Annotated in this window: 14 protein-coding genes; 7 read left to right on the top strand and 7 right to left on the bottom strand. The window is 67.3% G+C overall.

Annotated elements, in window-relative coordinates; translation table 11 throughout:
- Positions 1 to 86: 86 nt before the first annotated feature.
- The 3 genes from T8K17_RS04525 to T8K17_RS04515 all read left to right on the top strand — a co-directional run bounded on the left by T8K17_RS04525 (position 87) and on the right by T8K17_RS04515 (position 3,744).
- On the top strand, positions 87 to 2,726 hold the full coding sequence (locus T8K17_RS04525) for an ABC transporter ATP-binding protein (RefSeq protein ID WP_322333316.1): 2,640 nt from the start codon (positions 87 to 89) through the stop codon (positions 2,724 to 2,726).
- Between the two features lie 69 nt (positions 2,727 to 2,795).
- Positions 2,796 to 3,242 (top strand): cyclic nucleotide-binding domain-containing protein, encoded by a 447-nt coding sequence (locus T8K17_RS04520; protein WP_322333315.1) that lies wholly within the window; start codon positions 2,796 to 2,798, stop codon positions 3,240 to 3,242.
- 10 nt (positions 3,243 to 3,252) lie between these two features.
- Positions 3,253 to 3,744, top strand: a complete 492-nt coding sequence (locus tag T8K17_RS04515) for a class I SAM-dependent methyltransferase (RefSeq protein WP_322333314.1) — start codon at positions 3,253 to 3,255, stop codon at positions 3,742 to 3,744.
- A 251-nt stretch (positions 3,745 to 3,995) separates the two neighbouring features.
- On the opposite strand, the gene xth is transcribed toward T8K17_RS04515, so the two are convergent.
- The 3 genes from xth to T8K17_RS04500 all read right to left on the bottom strand — a co-directional run bounded on the left by xth (position 3,996) and on the right by T8K17_RS04500 (position 6,558).
- Positions 3,996 to 4,787 (bottom strand): exodeoxyribonuclease III, encoded by a 792-nt coding sequence (gene xth, locus T8K17_RS04510; protein WP_322333313.1) that lies wholly within the window; start codon positions 4,785 to 4,787, stop codon positions 3,996 to 3,998.
- A gap of 3 nt (positions 4,788 to 4,790) precedes the next feature.
- On the bottom strand, positions 4,791 to 5,477 hold the full coding sequence (locus T8K17_RS04505) for a fumarylacetoacetate hydrolase family protein (protein ID WP_322333312.1): 687 nt from the start codon (positions 5,475 to 5,477) through the stop codon (positions 4,791 to 4,793).
- A gap of 274 nt (positions 5,478 to 5,751) precedes the next feature.
- On the bottom strand, positions 5,752 to 6,558 hold the full coding sequence (locus tag T8K17_RS04500) for a gamma-glutamyl-gamma-aminobutyrate hydrolase family protein (protein WP_322333311.1): 807 nt from the start codon (positions 6,556 to 6,558) through the stop codon (positions 5,752 to 5,754).
- 82 nt (positions 6,559 to 6,640) lie between these two features.
- On the opposite strand from T8K17_RS04500, the gene T8K17_RS04495 reads away from it, so the two are divergent.
- Together T8K17_RS04495 and T8K17_RS04490 are read left to right on the top strand one after the other, a co-directional pair.
- On the top strand, positions 6,641 to 7,417 hold the full coding sequence (locus T8K17_RS04495) for a sterol desaturase family protein (RefSeq protein ID WP_322333310.1): 777 nt from the start codon (positions 6,641 to 6,643) through the stop codon (positions 7,415 to 7,417).
- A 103-nt stretch (positions 7,418 to 7,520) separates the two neighbouring features.
- Entirely contained in the window at positions 7,521 to 8,138 is a 618-nt protein-coding gene (locus T8K17_RS04490; protein ID WP_322333309.1) for a DUF1134 domain-containing protein, read from the top strand.
- Positions 8,139 to 8,284: 146 nt separating this feature from the next.
- Here T8K17_RS04490 and T8K17_RS04485 read toward each other — a convergent pair whose 3' ends face one another.
- The 4 genes from T8K17_RS04485 to T8K17_RS04470 form a co-directional block, all read right to left on the bottom strand.
- Complete coding sequence (locus T8K17_RS04485; protein WP_322333308.1) at positions 8,285 to 9,067, bottom strand: DUF3800 domain-containing protein; 783 nt, start codon at positions 9,065 to 9,067, stop codon at positions 8,285 to 8,287.
- A 153-nt stretch (positions 9,068 to 9,220) separates the two neighbouring features.
- Entirely contained in the window at positions 9,221 to 10,153 is a 933-nt protein-coding gene (locus T8K17_RS04480) for a prephenate/arogenate dehydrogenase family protein (RefSeq protein ID WP_322333307.1), read from the bottom strand.
- A complete protein-coding gene (gene hisC / locus T8K17_RS04475) occupies positions 10,150 to 11,247 on the bottom strand; it encodes a histidinol-phosphate transaminase (RefSeq protein WP_322333306.1) in 1,098 nt (365 codons plus the stop codon). Before hisC ends, T8K17_RS04480 begins: the two co-directional genes overlap by 4 nt.
- A 28-nt stretch (positions 11,248 to 11,275) precedes the next feature.
- Positions 11,276 to 12,052 carry a chorismate mutase gene (locus T8K17_RS04470; protein WP_322333305.1) on the bottom strand — a complete coding sequence of 259 codons (777 nt, stop codon included), beginning with the start codon at positions 12,050 to 12,052 and terminating at the stop codon, positions 11,276 to 11,278.
- Between the two features lie 221 nt (positions 12,053 to 12,273).
- Here T8K17_RS04470 and T8K17_RS04465 point away from each other — a divergent pair, with 221 nt between their 5' ends.
- On the top strand, positions 12,274 to 14,700 hold the full coding sequence (locus T8K17_RS04465) for a S8 family serine peptidase (protein ID WP_322333304.1): 2,427 nt from the start codon (positions 12,274 to 12,276) through the stop codon (positions 14,698 to 14,700).
- 182 nt (positions 14,701 to 14,882) lie between these two features.
- Positions 14,883 to 16,682 carry a methyl-accepting chemotaxis protein gene (locus T8K17_RS04460; protein ID WP_322333303.1) on the top strand — a complete coding sequence of 600 codons (1,800 nt, stop codon included), beginning with the start codon at positions 14,883 to 14,885 and terminating at the stop codon, positions 16,680 to 16,682.
- Positions 16,683 to 16,742 lie beyond the last annotated feature (60 nt).

Below are 16,742 nucleotides of genomic sequence, written 5' to 3'. Positions count from 1 at the left end.
CCTCGCGGCGCGCCGGGGGAAGAGGGCGGCGGACCGCGGCGGGGCGATCCCAGCATTCCAGGTCGAGGATACAGGTCACCGGGGCGATGGAATCCACGATCTACCGCTTCATTCTGCGCTATTCGAAACGCGAGCAGATCATCCTGCTCGTGATGACATTCATTTCGTTCCCGTTTCTTTATTATTCGCTCGACCTTCCCAAGCGCATCGTCAACGAGGCGCTGGGTGCGAAGGGACAGACCGAGTTCCCTGTCACCTTCCTCGGCATCGAGTTCCAGCAACTCGAGTATCTGTGGACCCTGTCGGGACTGTTCCTGGTTCTGGTCTTCATCAACGGCGGCTTCAAATACTGGATCAACGTCTATCGCGGCCGCCTGGGCGAGCTGATGCTGCGCCGACTGCGCTACGAGCTCTACACCCGCATCCTGCGGTTTCCGCTCCCGCATTTTCGCCGGGTCAGCCAGGGCGAGATCATCCCGATGGTCACCCAGGAGGTCGAACCCCTGGGCGGCTTCATCGGCGATTCCATCTCGTTGCCGGCGTTTCAGGGCGGGACGCTGATCACCATCCTGTTCTTCATGTTCATGCAGGACCCGATCCTGGGGGCGGCGGCCATCGCCCTGTCGCCGGTGCAGGCCTATGTGATCCCCAAGCTGCAGCGCCGGGTGAACGCGCTCGGCAAGCAACGGGTCCGTACGGTCCGGGTCCTGTCGGACCGCATCGGCGAGACGATCTCCGGCGTCCAGGAGATCCACGCCAACAACCTGGCCCGGCTGATGCTCGCCCGGTTCTCCGCCCAGCTCGGGGTGATCTACGACATCCGCTTCGAGATCTACCGGCGCAAGTTCGTCATCAAGTTCCTGAACAACTTCATCGCCCAGCTCACCCCGTTCTTCTTCTACGCGATCGGCGGGTATCTGGTGATCATGGGCAGCCTGTCGCTCGGCGCGCTGGTCGCCGTGCTGGCGGCCTACAAGGACCTCTCGGCGCCCTGGAAGGAACTGCTGAACTACTATCAGCAGAAGGAAGACGCCCGCATCAAGTACGAGCAGGTGATCGACCAGTTCGACCTGACCGACATGACGCCGGCGGAGACGCTGGTGGCCGAGCCGGAGACCCCACAGCCGCTGGACGGCGAACTACGGACCAGCAATCTCGGCCTGGTGGACGACGACGGCGACGTGCAGTTCGAAGGCGTGGCGCTGGCCGTGCCGCCGGGCACGCATATGGCCCTGTTCGGGACGGGCGGCGGCGGCAGCGAGGCGCTGGCGATGACCATCGCCCGGCTGATGCATCCGACCAGCGGCAAGATCACCATTGGTCAGGCGGACCTGCAGACCCTGCCGGAGGCGATCACCGGACGGCGCATGGGGTATGTGGGGCCGTCGACCTACGTGTTCAGCTCGACCATCCGCGAGAACCTGCTGCTCGGGGTGATGCACCGGCCGACCGGCCCGGCCCGGGACGATCCGGCGATCCGCGCCGCCCTGGAGACCGCGGCCCAGGCGGCGAACTCCACCGACGATGCGGGCGGTCCGTGGGTCGACCCAGAAGCGCTGGGCGACGGCGACGGGCTGGTCGCCCGCATCGTCTCGGACCTCGCCCTGGTGGAGCTGGACGACGGCTGCTACGGCCTCGGCCTGCGCGGCACCATCGATCCGGAGGCCCGCCCGCAGATCGCCGAGCGGATCCTTGCGGCGCGCCGGTCGTTCGCCGAGCGGCTGGCCGACGACCCGCAGATGGTCGACCTGGTCGAGCCGTTCGCCGCCGACCGCTACAACACCAACGCGACGATGGCGGAGAACCTGCTGTTCGGCACGCCCGTCGGTCCGGCGTTCCAGCCGGAGACCATCGCCGCCCATCCCTATGTGCGCAGCACGCTGGCGAGCGTCGGCCTGACCGACGATCTGCTGAAGATGGGCCGCGACGTGGCGTCCACCATGGTGGAGCTGTTCGCCGACCTGCCGTCCGACCACGAGTTCTTCGGTCAGTTCAGTTTCATCTCGCCCGACGACCTGCCGGAATTCCAGGCGCTGCTGAACCGGGTCGAGCGCATCGGCCTGGACAAGGTGCCGGAAGAGGATCGCGCCCGGTTGCTGTCGCTGCCGTTCAAGCTGATCCCGGCCCGCCACCGCCTGGGCATGCTCGACGGCGACATCCAGTCCCGCATTCTGGAGGCCCGCGCCGCCTTCGCCCGCGACCTGCCGGCCGAGCTGCAGGGATCCGTCGCCTTCTTCAGCGCCGACGCCTACAACGCCGCCGCCTCGCTCCAGGACAACATCCTGTTCGGCAAGATCGCCTACGGGCAGGCCGACAGCGTCGCCCGGGTCGGCGCGCTGATCGGCTCGGTGCTCGACGATCTGGACCTGCGGCCGACGGTGATGGAGGTCGGCCTCGATTTCGAGGTCGGCATCGCCGGCGCCAAGCTGTCCTCGGTGCAGCGGCAGAAGATCGGCATCGCCCGCGCCCTGCTGCGCCGGCCCGACATCCTGGTGCTGAACGACGCGGTCGCCACCTTCGACGCCGCCGCCCAGCGCCGCCTCGTCGCCAATATCCTGGAGGCCATGGCGGAGCGCACGGTGATCTGGTCGACCCAGCGTCCCGATATCGCGCGTCTGTTCCCGGTCCTCTCGGTGATGCGGGGTGGCCGGCTGGCGGAAACCGGGACGGTCGAGGAGCTTGACCGTGAGGGTCGGGTGTTCCACGAAATTGCTGCGCGAAATTGAGGGGGGTTTCACAATGTTCGCGTCCGCTCCACCTTGTGTCCTGGGCCCGGTCCATGAAGGAGGGTCGCCATGAGCCTCAATGAAGAGGTGGAACTGCTTCGCAAGATACCGCTCTTCGCGAAGATCGAGCCGTCGAAGCTGAAGCTGCTGGCCTTCACGTCGGAGCGCCTGACCTATCAGAACGGCCAGCGCCTGTTCCAGCAGGGCGATATCGGCGATGCGGCCTACATCATCATCGACGGCGAGGCGTCGGTCCGCATCCGCACCGACAGCGGAGAGATCCAGGTCGCCGAACTGGGCAAGGGCGACGTGGTCGGCGAAATCGCCATCCTGTGCGACGTGCCGCGCACCGCGTCGGTGGAAGCGACCGGCAAGCTGATCACCCTGCGCATCACCAAGGAGCTGTTCTTCCGCCTGGTCAGCGAATTCCCGCAGATCTCCATCGAGATCATGCGCGAGCTGGCCGCCCGTCTGGAGCGCACCAACGTGCAGCTCCTCGAAGCCCTGAACCGGTGATCCGTAGCCGATGAGCAGACTGGACAGCATGATCCGGCGCCTGGAAGCCCAGCGCGCCACCCTCAACGACGCTGCCGCCCGGGTGGAGGGCCGGCCCGGCATCGCGCTGGAATTCGGGCTCGGCAACGGCCGGACCTACGACCACCTGCGCTCGATCCTGCCGGACCGGGAGATCTACGTGTTCGACCGCCAGGTCGCCGCCCATCCGGACTGCATCCCGCCCGAGGACCGGCTGTATCTAGGCGACCTGTTCGACACCCTGCCGGCGGCGATCGCCGATCTCTCCGGCCGTGCGGTGCTGGCGCATATGGATATCGGCACCGGCGACAAGGACGAAAGCGTCTCCCTGTCCCAGCGCGCCGCCCCGCTGGTGGCGGACCTGCTGGCGTCTGGCGGCGTGGTGGTCAGCGACCAGCCGCTCGACGGCGTCGCGGAATTCAGGGCCCTGCCGCTCCCTCAGGGCGTGAAGCCGGGGCGGATCTATCTGTACGAGCGGGTCTGACATCCGTCTGCGAGGGTAGTCATTCCGGGTTCGATATGAAAAACAAGCTGCCTGCTTGCGCCACAATGCTATGCGTTAATTATAAAATTCAGTCCGTCATCCCGGATCGTCCCCGGGTTTAACCCGGGGCGAGGCCGGGACCGTGCGGAGGCCTCCCGGGTCCCGGCCGGCCCCCGGATCGGGTCCGGGGAGCCGCCGGGATGACGCGTTAGTGTGGGAAGGGCGAGGCGGCAGCGCTGCCGCCGCTCGTCCTACAGATCCAGGTCCACCACCACCGGGGCGTGGTCGGAGGCCTTCTCCCAGCCGCGGGCGTCGCGGATGACCTCGGCATGGCGGATGCCGCCGTCGAGCGGCGGGGTCACCCAGACATGGTCCAGTCGCCGGCCCTTGTCCGCCGCCGACCAGTCCTTGGCCCGGTAGCTCCACCAGGAGTACAGCCGTTCCTCCGGGGGAACGATCTTGCGCACCGCGTCGATCCAGCCGGCCGACGCCTGGACCTTGTCCAGCGCCTCGACCTCCACCGGCGTATGGCTGACCACGTTGAGAAGCTGCTTGTGGGACCACACGTCGGTCTCCAGCGGCGCGATGTTCAGGTCGCCGACCAGGATCATCGGGTGATCCGGGCTGCGGTCGGTGCCGAGCCACGTGGTCATCTCGGCCAGGAACTCGAGCTTGTGGGCGAACTTGTCGTTCACCGCCGGGTCCGGCACGTCGCCGCCGGCGGGGACGTAGAAATTGTGCACCTCCGGCCCGTCGTCGATCCGGGCGGCCACGTGGCGCGCGTCGGTGCGTCCGCAGAACTCGCGCGAGACCGTCTCCTCGATGGGCAGGCGGGAGACGATGGCGACCCCGTTATAGCCCTTCATGCCGGCGACGAGCTGGTGTGGCCAGCCGGCCTCGGCCAGGGCGGCACCGGGGAACACGTCGACGATCGCCTTGGTCTCCTGCAGGCACAGGACGTCGGGCTGCAGCTCCTGGAGGAGGCGCAGCACCAGCGGCAGGCGCAGGCGGACGGAGTTGATGTTCCAGGTGACGATCCGCACCGGTCAGACCACCTTCACATGCAGGTCGGTCAGGCCGTCCACATGGCCGTGCAGTTCGTCGCCGCGCTCGACCGCGTTCACCCCTTCCGGCGTGCCGGAGAAGATCAGGTCGCCGGGGGCCAGCATGACCAGGCCGGACAGGTAGCTGATGGTCTCCGGGATCGACCAGATCAGCGCCTTCAGGGTCGATTCCTGACGGCGCTTGCCGTTCACGTCGAGCCAGATGGCCGCGTCCTCGATGATGCCGGTCTCGCTCACCGGGTGCAGGTCGGCGATCGGGGCGGAATGGTCGAAGCCCTTCGCCATGTCCCAGGGGCGGCCCATCTTCTTCGCCTCGGCCTGGATGTCGCGGCGGGTCATGTCGAGGCCGACGCCGTAGCCCCAGATCAGGCTGTTGGCCTCTTCCACCGGGATGTCGCGGCCGCCGCCGGACAGCGCCACCACCAGCTCGATCTCATGGTGCACGTCGGACGTCATGGACGGATACGGCATCGCCGCCCCTCCGGTGACCAGCGCATCGGCCGGCTTCATGAAAAAGAACGGCGGCTCGCGGTCCGGATCGTGACCCATCTCACGGGCGTGCGCGGCATAGTTCCGGCCGACGCAGAAGATGCGGCGCACCGGGAAACCCTTGTCGCTGCCGGCAACCGGCACGGCAACGGTGCGCGGCGGGGTGATCACATATTCCATTGAAGAAATGTCCTTTTTCGTCTCGATATGCCGAAATTCGACCGGATCTCTCCACCGGATCGGCGACGGATGCGTCGCCGTGCTCCGGGGCGGGGGGCGCTCGGCCGGGAGACTATGGCGGGCATCCCCCCGCCGGGTCCAGCCCCGATCGTTCCGGCGCCCGGAAGCCGTGGACGGGCGCATCGCCGCCGCCCGGTCCGCCAGCATCCGATCCACGCTCCGAAACATCGTCGTTGCGGGGTCGATATGAATAAATCCGGTCCTTGCGGGCGGCTTATTCGGCCGCCACACCGACCCGGGCGCCCGCCGCCATCGCCCGGGCCGCGGCGCCGAACGCCTCGAAGATCGCCCGGTTGATGCCTTCCACCGGCCGGGGCCATTCCGGGTGCCACTGGACGGCAAGGGCGAAGGCCGGCGCGTCGGCAATGGAGATCGCCTCGACCACCCCGTCCGGCGCGCGGCCTTCGACCACCACCCGCGGGCCGAGCCGGTCGATGGCCTGGCCGTGCAGCGAGTTCACCAGATGCGGACCGGGGCCGGCGATGGCGGCCAGGGCGCCGCCGGCGGCCAGCTCCAGGGAATGGGCCGGCCGGTATTTCCAGTCGTAGGGCACGTCCCGGCGCATGCGGTGGTCGAGGCCGCCGGTATTGGTGTGGACCTCCTGGTGCAGGGTGCCGCCGAACGCGACGTTCAGCTCCTGCGCGCCGCGGCACACGCCGAGCAGAGGGATGCCCCGGGCGACGGCGGCCCGCGCCAGGTCCAGGGTCACGCCGTCGCGCGCCGGATCGTGCTCGTCGGGTGTGGCGCTGTCGCCGCCGTCATAGCGCGACGGCTCCACGTTGGACGGGCTGCCGGTGAGGAACACGCCGTCCAGCCGGTCGAGCAGGCTGTCGATGTCGATGCCGCCGGGCAGGGCCGGGATGATCACCGGACAGACGCCGGCGACCTCGGACATGGCGGTCACGTATTTCTCGCCCACCCGGTGGCTGGCGTTGTGCTCTCCCATGATGCGGCAGGCGGTGACACCGACGAGGGGCAATCTTCCGGGTGCGGAACTGCCGGGGATCGAACTGCGGCTCACGCGAACTCTCCTGAACGTCACGAGGATGGCAAGGACGCTTGGCCCTTCGCCCGCACAATGCCATATCCCGATAATGTTGGACATGTCGGACCCGCAGGACCTGACGATCGCCAAGGGCCTCGCCGTCGCCGCGTGGATCCTGCTGATCCTGACCGCCGAGCGGGCGGCCCCGGCCGTCGCCCGGCGCGGCGGCTGGCCCCGGATCCTGCGCAATGCCGGCCTGTTTGCGGTCAATATCGGCCTGTCCCGGCTGGCGGTGATCCCGATCACGGTATTCGCCGCCTCCGTGGCCCTGGACTGGCGGCCGTCCTGGCTGCAGGGCGGCTGGGCGCTGGTCGCCGACCTGCTGATCCTCGACCTGTGGATCTATTTCTGGCACCGGGCCAACCACGCGGTGCCGTTCCTGTGGCGGTTCCACGAGATCCATCACCTGGACGAGTTCCTGGATGCCAGCTCGGCGGTTCGGTTCCACGCCGGCGAGGTGCTGATGTCGGCGGCGGTACGGGCGGTGGTGATCGTGCTGCTCGACATTCCGCTGGCCTCGGTCCTGGCGTTCGAGACCCTGGTGCTGGTGGCCGCGGTGTTCCAGCACTCGAACACACGGCTTCCCCCCGCGCTGGAGCGGGCCCTGTCGGCCGTGATCGTTACGCCGTCGATCCATTGGGTGCATCACCACGCCGTGCGACGCGACACGGATTCCAACTACGGCACCGGCCTGTCGGTCTGGGACCGGATCTTCGCCACCCTGAGCCCGACCCCGCGGACGCCGGAGATGGCGATCGGGGTCGAGCGCGCCCATGACCGCGGCTTTCTCGCCCTGCTGATCCGCCCCTTCCGCTCCGGCGGGGAGCCGGATTAGCCGACGGGCGAGCCCCGTGCCGTCCCGATTTCTCACAAATGCCAGCGGGTTGCTTCTATAGTGCGCCGGCGGGACACGGGTCCCGACACACTGGGAGGTTTCAATGTTCCGTTGGCTGCGCGCCGCCGCATTCGCCCTGACCGCCTTGCTTCTGTTACCGGTCCAGGCCGATGCGCAGACCACCACGACCGGCTCCAGCGCCTCGTCGGAAACCTCTTCCTCCACCAAGTCGGGAGCGAAGACCTATAGCGAGCCCGAGGTCGTCTCGGCCGCCAAGGACCTGTTCGGCGAGACCACCGAGGGCCTGGCCAAGGTCATCGAGAAGGTGTTCGCGGACATGGGCGAGCCGAACGCCTATATCGCCGGCAGCGAGTATTCCGGCGCGATCGGCGTCGGCCTGCGCTACGGCGAGGGCATGCTGAACATGGCCGGCGGCGGCGGGAACAAGGTCTACTGGCAGGGGCCGTCGATCGGCTTCGACCTGGGCGGCAACGCCTCGAAGGTCTTCGTCCTGATCTACAATCTGGACTCCGCGGACAAGATCTACCGCCGGGTGCCGGGGGTGGAGGGGTCCTACTACTTCTTCGCCGGCGTCGGCGTGAACTACCAGTCCGACGGCGAGCTGACCCTGGCCCCGATCCGCACCGGCGTCGGCCTGCGCTCGGGCGTCAATATCGGCTACCTGCACTACAGCCGGGAATTCTCCTGGATGCCGTTCTGAGATAGGGGCTTGTCTCGGTCGCCCGATCCGACTTCCCAGGGCGCGTCACACCATCCAGGAACCGGCGGTTTCTGGGAAAGTCCCTAGAACTGGTGATGCTGTCGAACTAAGCCCCAGTGAGGCCGATGAACAGGTGGAGCGTGCAGCTAACCGCGCGCGGCAATCTGACCAGTTCGCAGATCGACGGTGGTGATCAAGAAGTGACCGAAGTCTTTGTCTTGTGGCATTATCTGAACCGAACCGGACACCAACATCTCTGAAACCAACTGATCGAAACCTTTAAAGCCGGCGCAGTATCCGCGCATCGCAAACGAACAAGCATCTGCATACTGCAAATGGCGCGAGTCGGCTTTCTCGGCAAATAGCGGTGTTTGAACGATATGCCGTAAGGGAACGGCATTGCGATCCCACGGAGCGTTGTCGGACGGGTTCAGCATATCCTGCTGAACCTCTTTCAGATGCTTTCGGCGCTCTGGTATATCTTCAATTACCACCGTGGCAATTTCATCTGATGCTAGATTTTTTAAGAATAGTTCGACCCCAGTCAGGCAATGAGCAAACGCGGATAAATGCCGAATGTGAGCTTCTTGCGCTGGTGTTAACTTGGTTTCTTTGTCCTTGCGCACAATACCGAGCACAATGTCATATCCAATTTCACGGTTTGCCCTTAGCACGTCCTTAATGATGTCCCATCGTCTTTTTGGAGGCCACAAATTGCGATCGCTAAATATACCATTTCCTGCAGAAATATCCTTCGCATGAAAAACGAAACCATCCTGATACTGTTCAGGAATGTGCCTCTTTATGATAGTCAATAAGTATTCGTCTAACTGACGCCAGTGGCAGTCGGAACGTATTATTACTCCGGCGACAACCGTAACCGGCTCTCCCGCGCTGGTGCCAGCTTCATCTATAAATATATGCCGCATGTAATCACCTTTAGCCAGAAGGTGACCTGAAAAGCGGAAGATTCAGCGGCGCTTCAGGTCAATTTGCGTACCACAGCCACCTCAGCCGAGTACGACAAATCGAATATAGTGTCGTCAAGAGTTAGCAGGAAGAACGGGGTAGGAAGCGGCAGTCTACTTGCCGTTGCCGCCTTCGGGGAACGGTTTGTCCTGCTTGGCCTCGATCACGCTGCGGCGCACCTCGCGGGTGCGGGTGAACAGGTCCTGCAGCTTGTCGCCCTCGCCCCAGCGGATGGCCCGTTGGAGGTAGCTCAGGTCCTCGCTGAAGCGCTGCAGCATCTCCAGAACCGCCTCGCGGTTATTGAGAAAGATGTCGCGCCACATGATCGGGCTGGAGCCGGCGATGCGGGTGAAGTCGCGGAAGCCGCCGGCGGAGAAGCGGATCACGTCCTGCTGCTCCTGGCCCTCCAGGTCGAAGGCGGTGCCGACGATGGTGTAGGCGATCAGGTGCGGCAGGTGCGAGGTCACGGCCAGCACCTTGTCGTGATACTCGGCCTTCATCTCCTCGACGATCGCTCCGCAGCGCGTCCAGAGTTCGGTCACCTTGGCCACGGCCGCGCGGTCGGTGGTCTCGTCCGGAGTCAGGATCCAGTATCGGCCGACGAACAGGTCGGACGATCCGGCATCCGGTCCCGACTTCTCGGTGCCGGCGATCGGATGGCCGGGCACGAAGGCGACGGAGGCCGGCATGTGGGGGCCGGCGGCGGCGACCACCGCGCCCTTCACCGAACCCACATCGGTCACCACCGCTCCCGGCTTCAGGTGCGGCGCCATCGCCTTGGCGATCGCCCCGAACGCGCCGAGCGGGGTGCAGAGCACCACCACGTCGGCCTGGGCAACCGCCTTGGACGGGGCGTCGTAATAGGCATCGGCCAGGTTCAGCTGCTCGGCCCGGGTCAGCGCCTCGCTCGACAGGTCGGCGGCGATTACCCGCTCGACCGCGCCGTACTTGCGCACGGCACGGGCGACCGAGGAGCCGAGATTGCCGATTCCGATGACCGCGAGGGTCCCGAAGACCGGCTCTCCGGAAGGCGCAGGCGTGGTCACGCGGACACTCCGTTGAAGAAGTCGGTCAGGCCCTGGACGACCAGCCGGTTCTCGTCCTCCTGGCCGACGGAGATGCGGATGAAGTCGTGCTCGCCGTAATCGGCCATGCCGCGCACCATGATGCCGCGCTTGGCCAGGAAGTCCTTGGCCTCGGTCGCGGTCTTGCCGGGCTCCGTCGGGAATCGGGTGATGAAGAAGTTCGTCACCGACGGAAACGGCTCCAGGCCGAGCTTCTTGAACTCGTCCTGCAGCCAGGGCAGCCAGGCGCCGTTGTGGGCGACCGACTTCTCCTGGAAGTCCAGGTCCTTCACCGCCGCGATGCCGGCCACCAGGGCCGGGGTGTTGACGCCGTAGGGCGGCTTCACCGCATAGAGCGTGGCGGCGATGTGGGCCGGGCAATAGGCCCAGCCCAGGCGCAGGCCGGCCATGCCGAACATCTTGGAGAAGGTGCGCAGCATCACCGTGTTGTCGGTCTCCTCCACCATGTCGATGCCGGCGGAGTAGTCGTTGCGCTGGACGTATTCGGCATAGGCGGCGTCGAGCACCAGCAGCACCCGGTCCGGCAGCTCGGCGCGCAGGCGGCGCACCTCCGGGATCGGCACATAGGTGCCGGTCGGGTTGTTCGGGTTGGCCAGGAACACGATCTTCGTGCGCTCGGTCACCCGCTCCAGGATCGCGTCGACGCTGGCGGTGAAGCCGTTGTCGGGGGCCGAGACCGGAACGCCGCCGGCGATCTTGGTCGCCATCGGGAACAGCAGGAAGGCGTACTGGGTGTGGATCACCTCGTCGCCCGGCTCCAGATAGGCCTGCGTGAGCACCTGGATCAGCTCGTCGGAGCCGCAGCCCAGGATGATGCGCGCCGGATCGATGCCGTGCCGCTCGGCGATGGCTTCGGCCAGGCCGGAGGCGGCGACGGCGGGATAGGTGTGGATCTTCGACGCGATGCCGGCCAGGGCCTCCATCGCTTTCGGAGACGGGCCAAGAGCGCCCTCGTTCAGGTTCAGGCGGATGATGCGCTGAAGGCTCTTGGGGTAGCTGGTCGGCTTATAGGCGGCGAGATCGGCAATGGACGCTTTGGGGGCCACGCTGGGCATAGGACAGTCCTCGGACGGAAGAATAGGGTCAGGTGCTCGTCTTCGAGCGGGAGGTCTCGGGCCGGGCGTAGGCGCCGATCAGCGCCGCGCCGGCCGGAATATGCCCGACCTCCAGATAGCCGTCGGCGGCGATCAGCGACCAATGGGCCCCTTCGATCTCCGCGGTGTCCAGCGCGCCCTCGGCGGTGCCGGGCACGGCGTAGAGGGTGACGTCGTCGCCGGACGGGTCCGGGTCCTGCGGGGCCACGCCATAGGCCGGCACGTCGCCCTCCCCGAAAAGCGGAAGCCGCGCGATGACGCGCGGCTTCTGGGTAGAGGAATTCCGTTGGGAGTCCGAAACGAGCTGCGGCCACCAACGCCAGCGAGAATCCGCCACGTCCGGCAGGACGGCCAGGGTCGCCCGTCCGTCGACCGCCGCGGCGATCGCCGCTTCCGCCGTGTCCACCGCCTCCAGACGGGTCGCCGCCCCGCCGCGGTCGCGCGCGAGATCGAGCACGGCTGCGGCACCTTCCGGGGCGTAGACGACGGTCAGCGGGTCGACCTGGCGGGCCAGGTTGGCGCCCAGAATCTCGCGCCAGATGCGCTCCAGGGTGGCGGTCGGCAGGTCGTCGCTGGCGGCCGAACAGAGCCGGCGCAGGATCGCCGCCTCCCGGCCCGGACGCAGATACGGACCCGAGGCGTCGCCCTTGGCCGCGGCCACGCGCCGACCGATCGCCACCCGGCTTTCGAGCAGCCCGAGCAGCGCGTCGTCGATGCGGTCGATCTCGGCCCGAAGCTGGGCCAGCGAGGGCGCGACATCCGCCATGCGGTACTTCCTGGAGAGGTCGGTCACGAGAAAACCGGAAAGACCTATCGGAGCGCGCCGATTAAGGCAAGCCGCGACGGACGGGTGCCCCCGCCGAAACCGAGCCACAGGCGTCAGCGAAACTGGCTCCAGAGCGATTTTTCGATCCTGACCCGGAGCGCAGGATTGTGTACCAGATTCGAAAAGGCATCGGTCTCAATGCTTTGGAGGAGACGCATACCATGACCGTACTTCCGTCCGATCCGCTGTTCGGCGACCAGTGGTATCTGCTGAATACGGGGCAGAGCGGCGGCACCGCCGGCCAGGACATCCGGGTGCTCGGCGCCTGGCCGGACTATACCGGGGCCGGCATCCGCATCACCGTGATCGACGACGGGGTGCGCTACACCCACCCGGACCTGTCGGGAACCTACGACGCGGACAGCGACTACAACGTGGTCACCGGGCAGGATGACGCCACGCCGATCGCCGGCACCTATTCCCACGGGACCCAGGTGGCCGGCTTCTCTTCCGCCACGGCCAACGGCATCGGGGTGGTGGGCGTCGCCTATGATGCGATCTTCACCGGCATCCGCATCGCCGACGAGACCGGCAATCTGACGAATGCGGCGGCGGCGATCCGCCAGGCGGCCGATGCCGACGTCACCAACAACAGCTACGGCACCGAGATCTTCGCCCTGGAGCCGGACGCCTTCGCCTCGATCGCCGATACGGCCCGCGACGGCCGCGGGGGATTGGGCACCGTCCATGTCTATGCGTCCGGCAATTCCCGGTTCCAGGCGGTCCTGTCGACCCACGGACCCGAGCAGAACTCCCCGTACCAGATCAACGTCGCCGCCACCGACGCCGACGGCCAGATCGCGACCTTCTCGTCGCCGGGATCGAACGTGCTGGTCGCCGCGCCCGGCGCCCAGGTGCTGGGGGTCAGCGGCGTGGACGACGGCTACGGCCTGACCGACGGCACGTCCTTCTCCGCGCCGATCGTGGCCGGCGTGGCCGCCCTTGTTCTGGAGGCGAACCCGTCGCTTGGCGTGCGCGACGTGCAGGAGATCCTGGCCTATTCCGCCTACGATACCGGCGCCGATCCGCTGACCCGGGCCGAGATCCTGGCCGAGACGGTCGGCAGCGAAGAGGCGCTCGCCGATCGGCCGGAAGCCATCCGCACCGCCCTGGAGAAGGGCATCTCCCTCGCCCTGTCCTACCCCTGGACCACGGTGGAGAACGGGGCGACCGACTGGAACGGCGGCGGGCTCACCGCCAGCCACGATTACGGGTTCGGTCAGGTCGACGCCCGCGCGGCCACCCGCCTCGCCGAGACCTGGGACGCCGTGCCCCACACCGTCGCCAACCAGACGGTGGTCATCGCGGCCTCCACCGGGGCGGTGGCGGTGCCCGACGGCGATTTGGCCGGCGTGTCCCAGTCGCTGACCGTCGACGCCAACCTGGACGTCGAGTTCGCGGTGGTCGACGTGACCATCCCCCATGGCGATCTCGGCCAGCTCCAGATCGAGCTGACCTCGCCCCACGGCACGACCAGCTATCTGATCTACAATCCGGATTTCGAGGTCTACGAGGTCCTGGCGCGGCAGGACGGCCTGCTGGATGCGCTGCCGGACCAGACCTTCTTCGCCAGCGATTCCGCGACCCTGATGTCGACCCAGCATTTCGGCGAGAGCGCCGCCGGCGCGTGGACCCTGAAGGTCACCGACACGGAGACCGGAACCGCGGGCACCCTGGAGAGCTGGACCCTCAGGCTCTACGGCGATGCGGCCACCGCCGACGACCGCTATGTCTACACCGATCAGTACGTGACCCTGGCGACGGCGGATGCGGGCCGCAGCATCCTGGTCGACAGCGACGGCGGCACCGATGCGATCAACGCCGCTGCCGTGACCGGGTCGGTGTCGATCCATCTCGACGGAACCCTCGGCAGCATCGGCGGCGCGGGGTTCCGCGTGGCCGAGGGCACCCAGATCGAGAATCTCTATACCGGCGACGGCGACGACCTGCTGGCCGGCTCGACCCTGGCCAATGTCCTGATGGCCGGACGGGGCAGCGACAGCCTGACCGGCGGCGCGGGGGACGACATCCTGGACGGCGGGCGCGGTATCGACACCGCCCGGTTCAGCGGCCTGTCCGTCTCCTACGGAATCGGGGTCTCCGGCGGGGAGACCGTGGTCGAAGGCGTCGACGGGCGCGACGTCCTGCGCAACATCGAGATCCTGGCCTTCGACAACGGGAACCTGCTCGCCTCCGCCCCGGTCTGGGTGAACGCGATCGGCTTCGACGCCGGTTTCTATCTCGCCGACAACGAGGACGTGGCGGCGGCCGGTTTCGACATCGGCAACGCCTTTCTTCACTACCTGTCTTACGGCGGGTTCGAGGACCGGTCGCCGAACGCGCTGTTCGACAGCGGCGACTATCTGGCGGCCAATCCGGATGTCGCGGCGGTGGGGCTCAATCCGCTGCTGCACTACCATATGCACGGCAGTCTGGAAGGCCGGGACACGAGCGCCCGGTTCGACGCCCAGGCCTATCTGGCGGCCAATCCCGACGTGGCGGCCGACGGGATGGATCCGCTGCTCCACTACCTGACCCATGGCGTCTTCGAGGGCAGGCTGTTCCAGTCGGATCCGTTCTTCGGCTAACGTGCTAAAAACAGATCAATTCGTAACTAAACCAACGCATAAAACCGAAAAGGAACGGTAATCCTTCTGTCACTGCGGGACACTAGGTTGGCCGGCGGGGCCCCGGCGCCCCATGGCCTCCGCCTGCCGAGGGTTCGGCGAGCGGCGGCTGTTCTCGCTCCTGGCCAGAATGAGGCTACCGCATGCTCGCGTTCGTCCGGTCCCACGTGAACGTCAAGCTGACCGCCGCTCTCGCGCTCACCCTCTGCCTCGTCCTCGGGGGGCTCGCCGGCGTCTACATCACGGTGGTGAACACCCTGATGGCCGAGCAGGAGGCGCGGGCGGGTCTGCTGCGCGACATGAACGCCGAGCTGCGGGCCGAGGTGTTCGGCCTGCAGAAGAAGCTGATCGCCATTCCCGACCAGCTTCAGACCGACGCCCTGCCGGTGCTGATGGCCTGGGCCGTCGGGGCCTACCCGACCGAGACCCGGCGCTTCGAAGGCCGCGACGCCATTCTCGAGCGCTTCACCAAGCGGGGCGAGCGCCGCGACCTGCAGCAGGAGGGCGGCATCGTGGTCAAGGAGACCGACGGCGGGGTCGGCATCGTCTATGGGATCTTCGCCGACGACGCCTTCACCGACACGGTCGAGGAAGTCGTCCTGGCGGGGGCGGACCCGGCTTCCGTCGCCGCAAAGGTGGCCGAGGTCACCGGTGCGGCGGCGAGCCCCGACGCCCTGAAGCGGAAGGTGGCGGAACTGAAGAGCGTGATCGTCGACGAGGCCCTGGCGGCGGAGACGACGCGCACCGCCATTCTCGGCCAGATTGACCATATCCGCGATGCCGAAGCCCAGGTCGACCGCACCCTGACCTGGGCGCTGGTGCTGATCGCGGCGGTCAGCCTGGGCTGCGTGCTGATCGCCAATGTCGCGGTCTGGGCGGTGATGCGCCACATGGTGACCCGGGCGCTGTCCCGCCTGTCCGCCGCTCTCGGGGCCATCGCCAACGGCGAGGAGGCCGAGGTCACCGACACCGACCGTGTGGACGAGATCGGCGCCCTGGCCGACGGCATCCAGCGCTTCAAGGCGGCGCTGGAGGAGATCGACGAGATGCGGGTGCAGCGCGAGGCCGAGCGCGCCGCCCGCGAGCGCCAGCTTGCCGACCAGCTCTCCGCCCTCAGCGCCGAACTGGAGACCGGCATGGGCGCGCGGGTCTCGGTGGTGACCGACAGCGTGGAGCAGCTCGTGGCGATCTCCGCCGAGCTGAACGGGCTGGCGAGCGACACCCTGTCCCGCTCCACCGAATCCCACGCCCTGGCGGAGGAAAGTGCGGCCTTCATCCAGGACGTCCGCGAGGTCGTGCGCAACCTGAGCGACACCGCCCGGGACATCGCCCGCGACGTACGCTCCCAGCGGGCCCTGACCAGCGAGGTGGCGGCCGAGGCGGACAATGTGGCCGTCGCGGTGGCCGACCTGTCGGCGACGGCGCGGCAGATCGGCAGCGTGGTCGGGCTGATCCAGGAGATCGCCGAGCAGACCAATCTGCTGGCGCTGAACGCCACCATCGAGGCGGCGCGCGCCGGTCGGGCGGGGGCCGGGTTCGCGGTGGTCGCCGGAGAGGTGAAGACCCTGGCCGGACAGACCGCGGATGCCACCCTGAGGATCGGCGAGGAGGTCAGCGGGTTCCGCGCCAGCCTCGCCCGGGTGTCAGACGCGGCCGGGGCGATCCAGGAGCGCCTGCGCTCGGTGGACAGCGGCATGGGCGAGGTCGCCGACGGCATCGAAAGCCTGAGCGAGAAGACCGGCACGATCACCGACACGGTGGAGGACGTGGCCGACCGCGCCCACCGGGTCGCCGGCGTCAATGAGGGGGTCGCCAGCGCGGCCGAGAAGACCGGCTCCATGAGCGGCCACATGTCGGCGTCCTCCAACCGGATCACCGAGGCGCTGACCGACATGCGCGCCCATCTGCGCCAGATCCTGGCCGATGCGGGGGCCGCCGCCTGAGAGCGGCCATGGGCAAGCCGGCCGACCAGCCTTAGGATAACGCTCCCTTCCCATTCCGGA

Origin of the sequence: Thalassobaculum sp. OXR-137 (assembly GCF_034377285.1) — a bacterium.
Classification (GTDB): Bacteria; Pseudomonadota; Alphaproteobacteria; order Thalassobaculales; family Thalassobaculaceae; genus Thalassobaculum.
The sequence above is the reverse complement of the archived record's forward strand: the minus strand, read 5'-3'. Positions and strand labels throughout refer to the sequence as shown.

Excerpts from the sequence above, each read along its gene's own strand:
- T8K17_RS04525 (WP_322333316.1), top strand. The coding sequence starts at position 87 with ATGGAATCCACGATCTACCGCTTCATTCTGCGCTATTCGAAACGCGAG.
- T8K17_RS04520 (WP_322333315.1), top strand. The coding sequence starts at position 2,796 with ATGAGCCTCAATGAAGAGGTGGAACTGCTTCGCAAGATACCGCTCTTC.
- T8K17_RS04515 (WP_322333314.1), top strand. The coding sequence starts at position 3,253 with ATGAGCAGACTGGACAGCATGATCCGGCGCCTGGAAGCCCAGCGCGCC.
- T8K17_RS04505 (WP_322333312.1), bottom strand. The coding sequence starts at position 5,477 with ATGGAATATGTGATCACCCCGCCGCGCACCGTTGCCGTGCCGGTTGCC.
- T8K17_RS04495 (WP_322333310.1), top strand. The coding sequence starts at position 6,641 with ATGTCGGACCCGCAGGACCTGACGATCGCCAAGGGCCTCGCCGTCGCC.
- T8K17_RS04490 (WP_322333309.1), top strand. The coding sequence starts at position 7,521 with ATGTTCCGTTGGCTGCGCGCCGCCGCATTCGCCCTGACCGCCTTGCTT.
- T8K17_RS04485 (WP_322333308.1), bottom strand. The coding sequence starts at position 9,067 with ATGCGGCATATATTTATAGATGAAGCTGGCACCAGCGCGGGAGAGCCG.
- hisC (WP_322333306.1), bottom strand. The coding sequence starts at position 11,247 with ATGCCCAGCGTGGCCCCCAAAGCGTCCATTGCCGATCTCGCCGCCTAT.
- T8K17_RS04470 (WP_322333305.1), bottom strand. The coding sequence starts at position 12,052 with ATGGCGGATGTCGCGCCCTCGCTGGCCCAGCTTCGGGCCGAGATCGAC.
- T8K17_RS04465 (WP_322333304.1), top strand. The coding sequence starts at position 12,274 with ATGACCGTACTTCCGTCCGATCCGCTGTTCGGCGACCAGTGGTATCTG.
- T8K17_RS04460 (WP_322333303.1), top strand. The coding sequence starts at position 14,883 with ATGCTCGCGTTCGTCCGGTCCCACGTGAACGTCAAGCTGACCGCCGCT.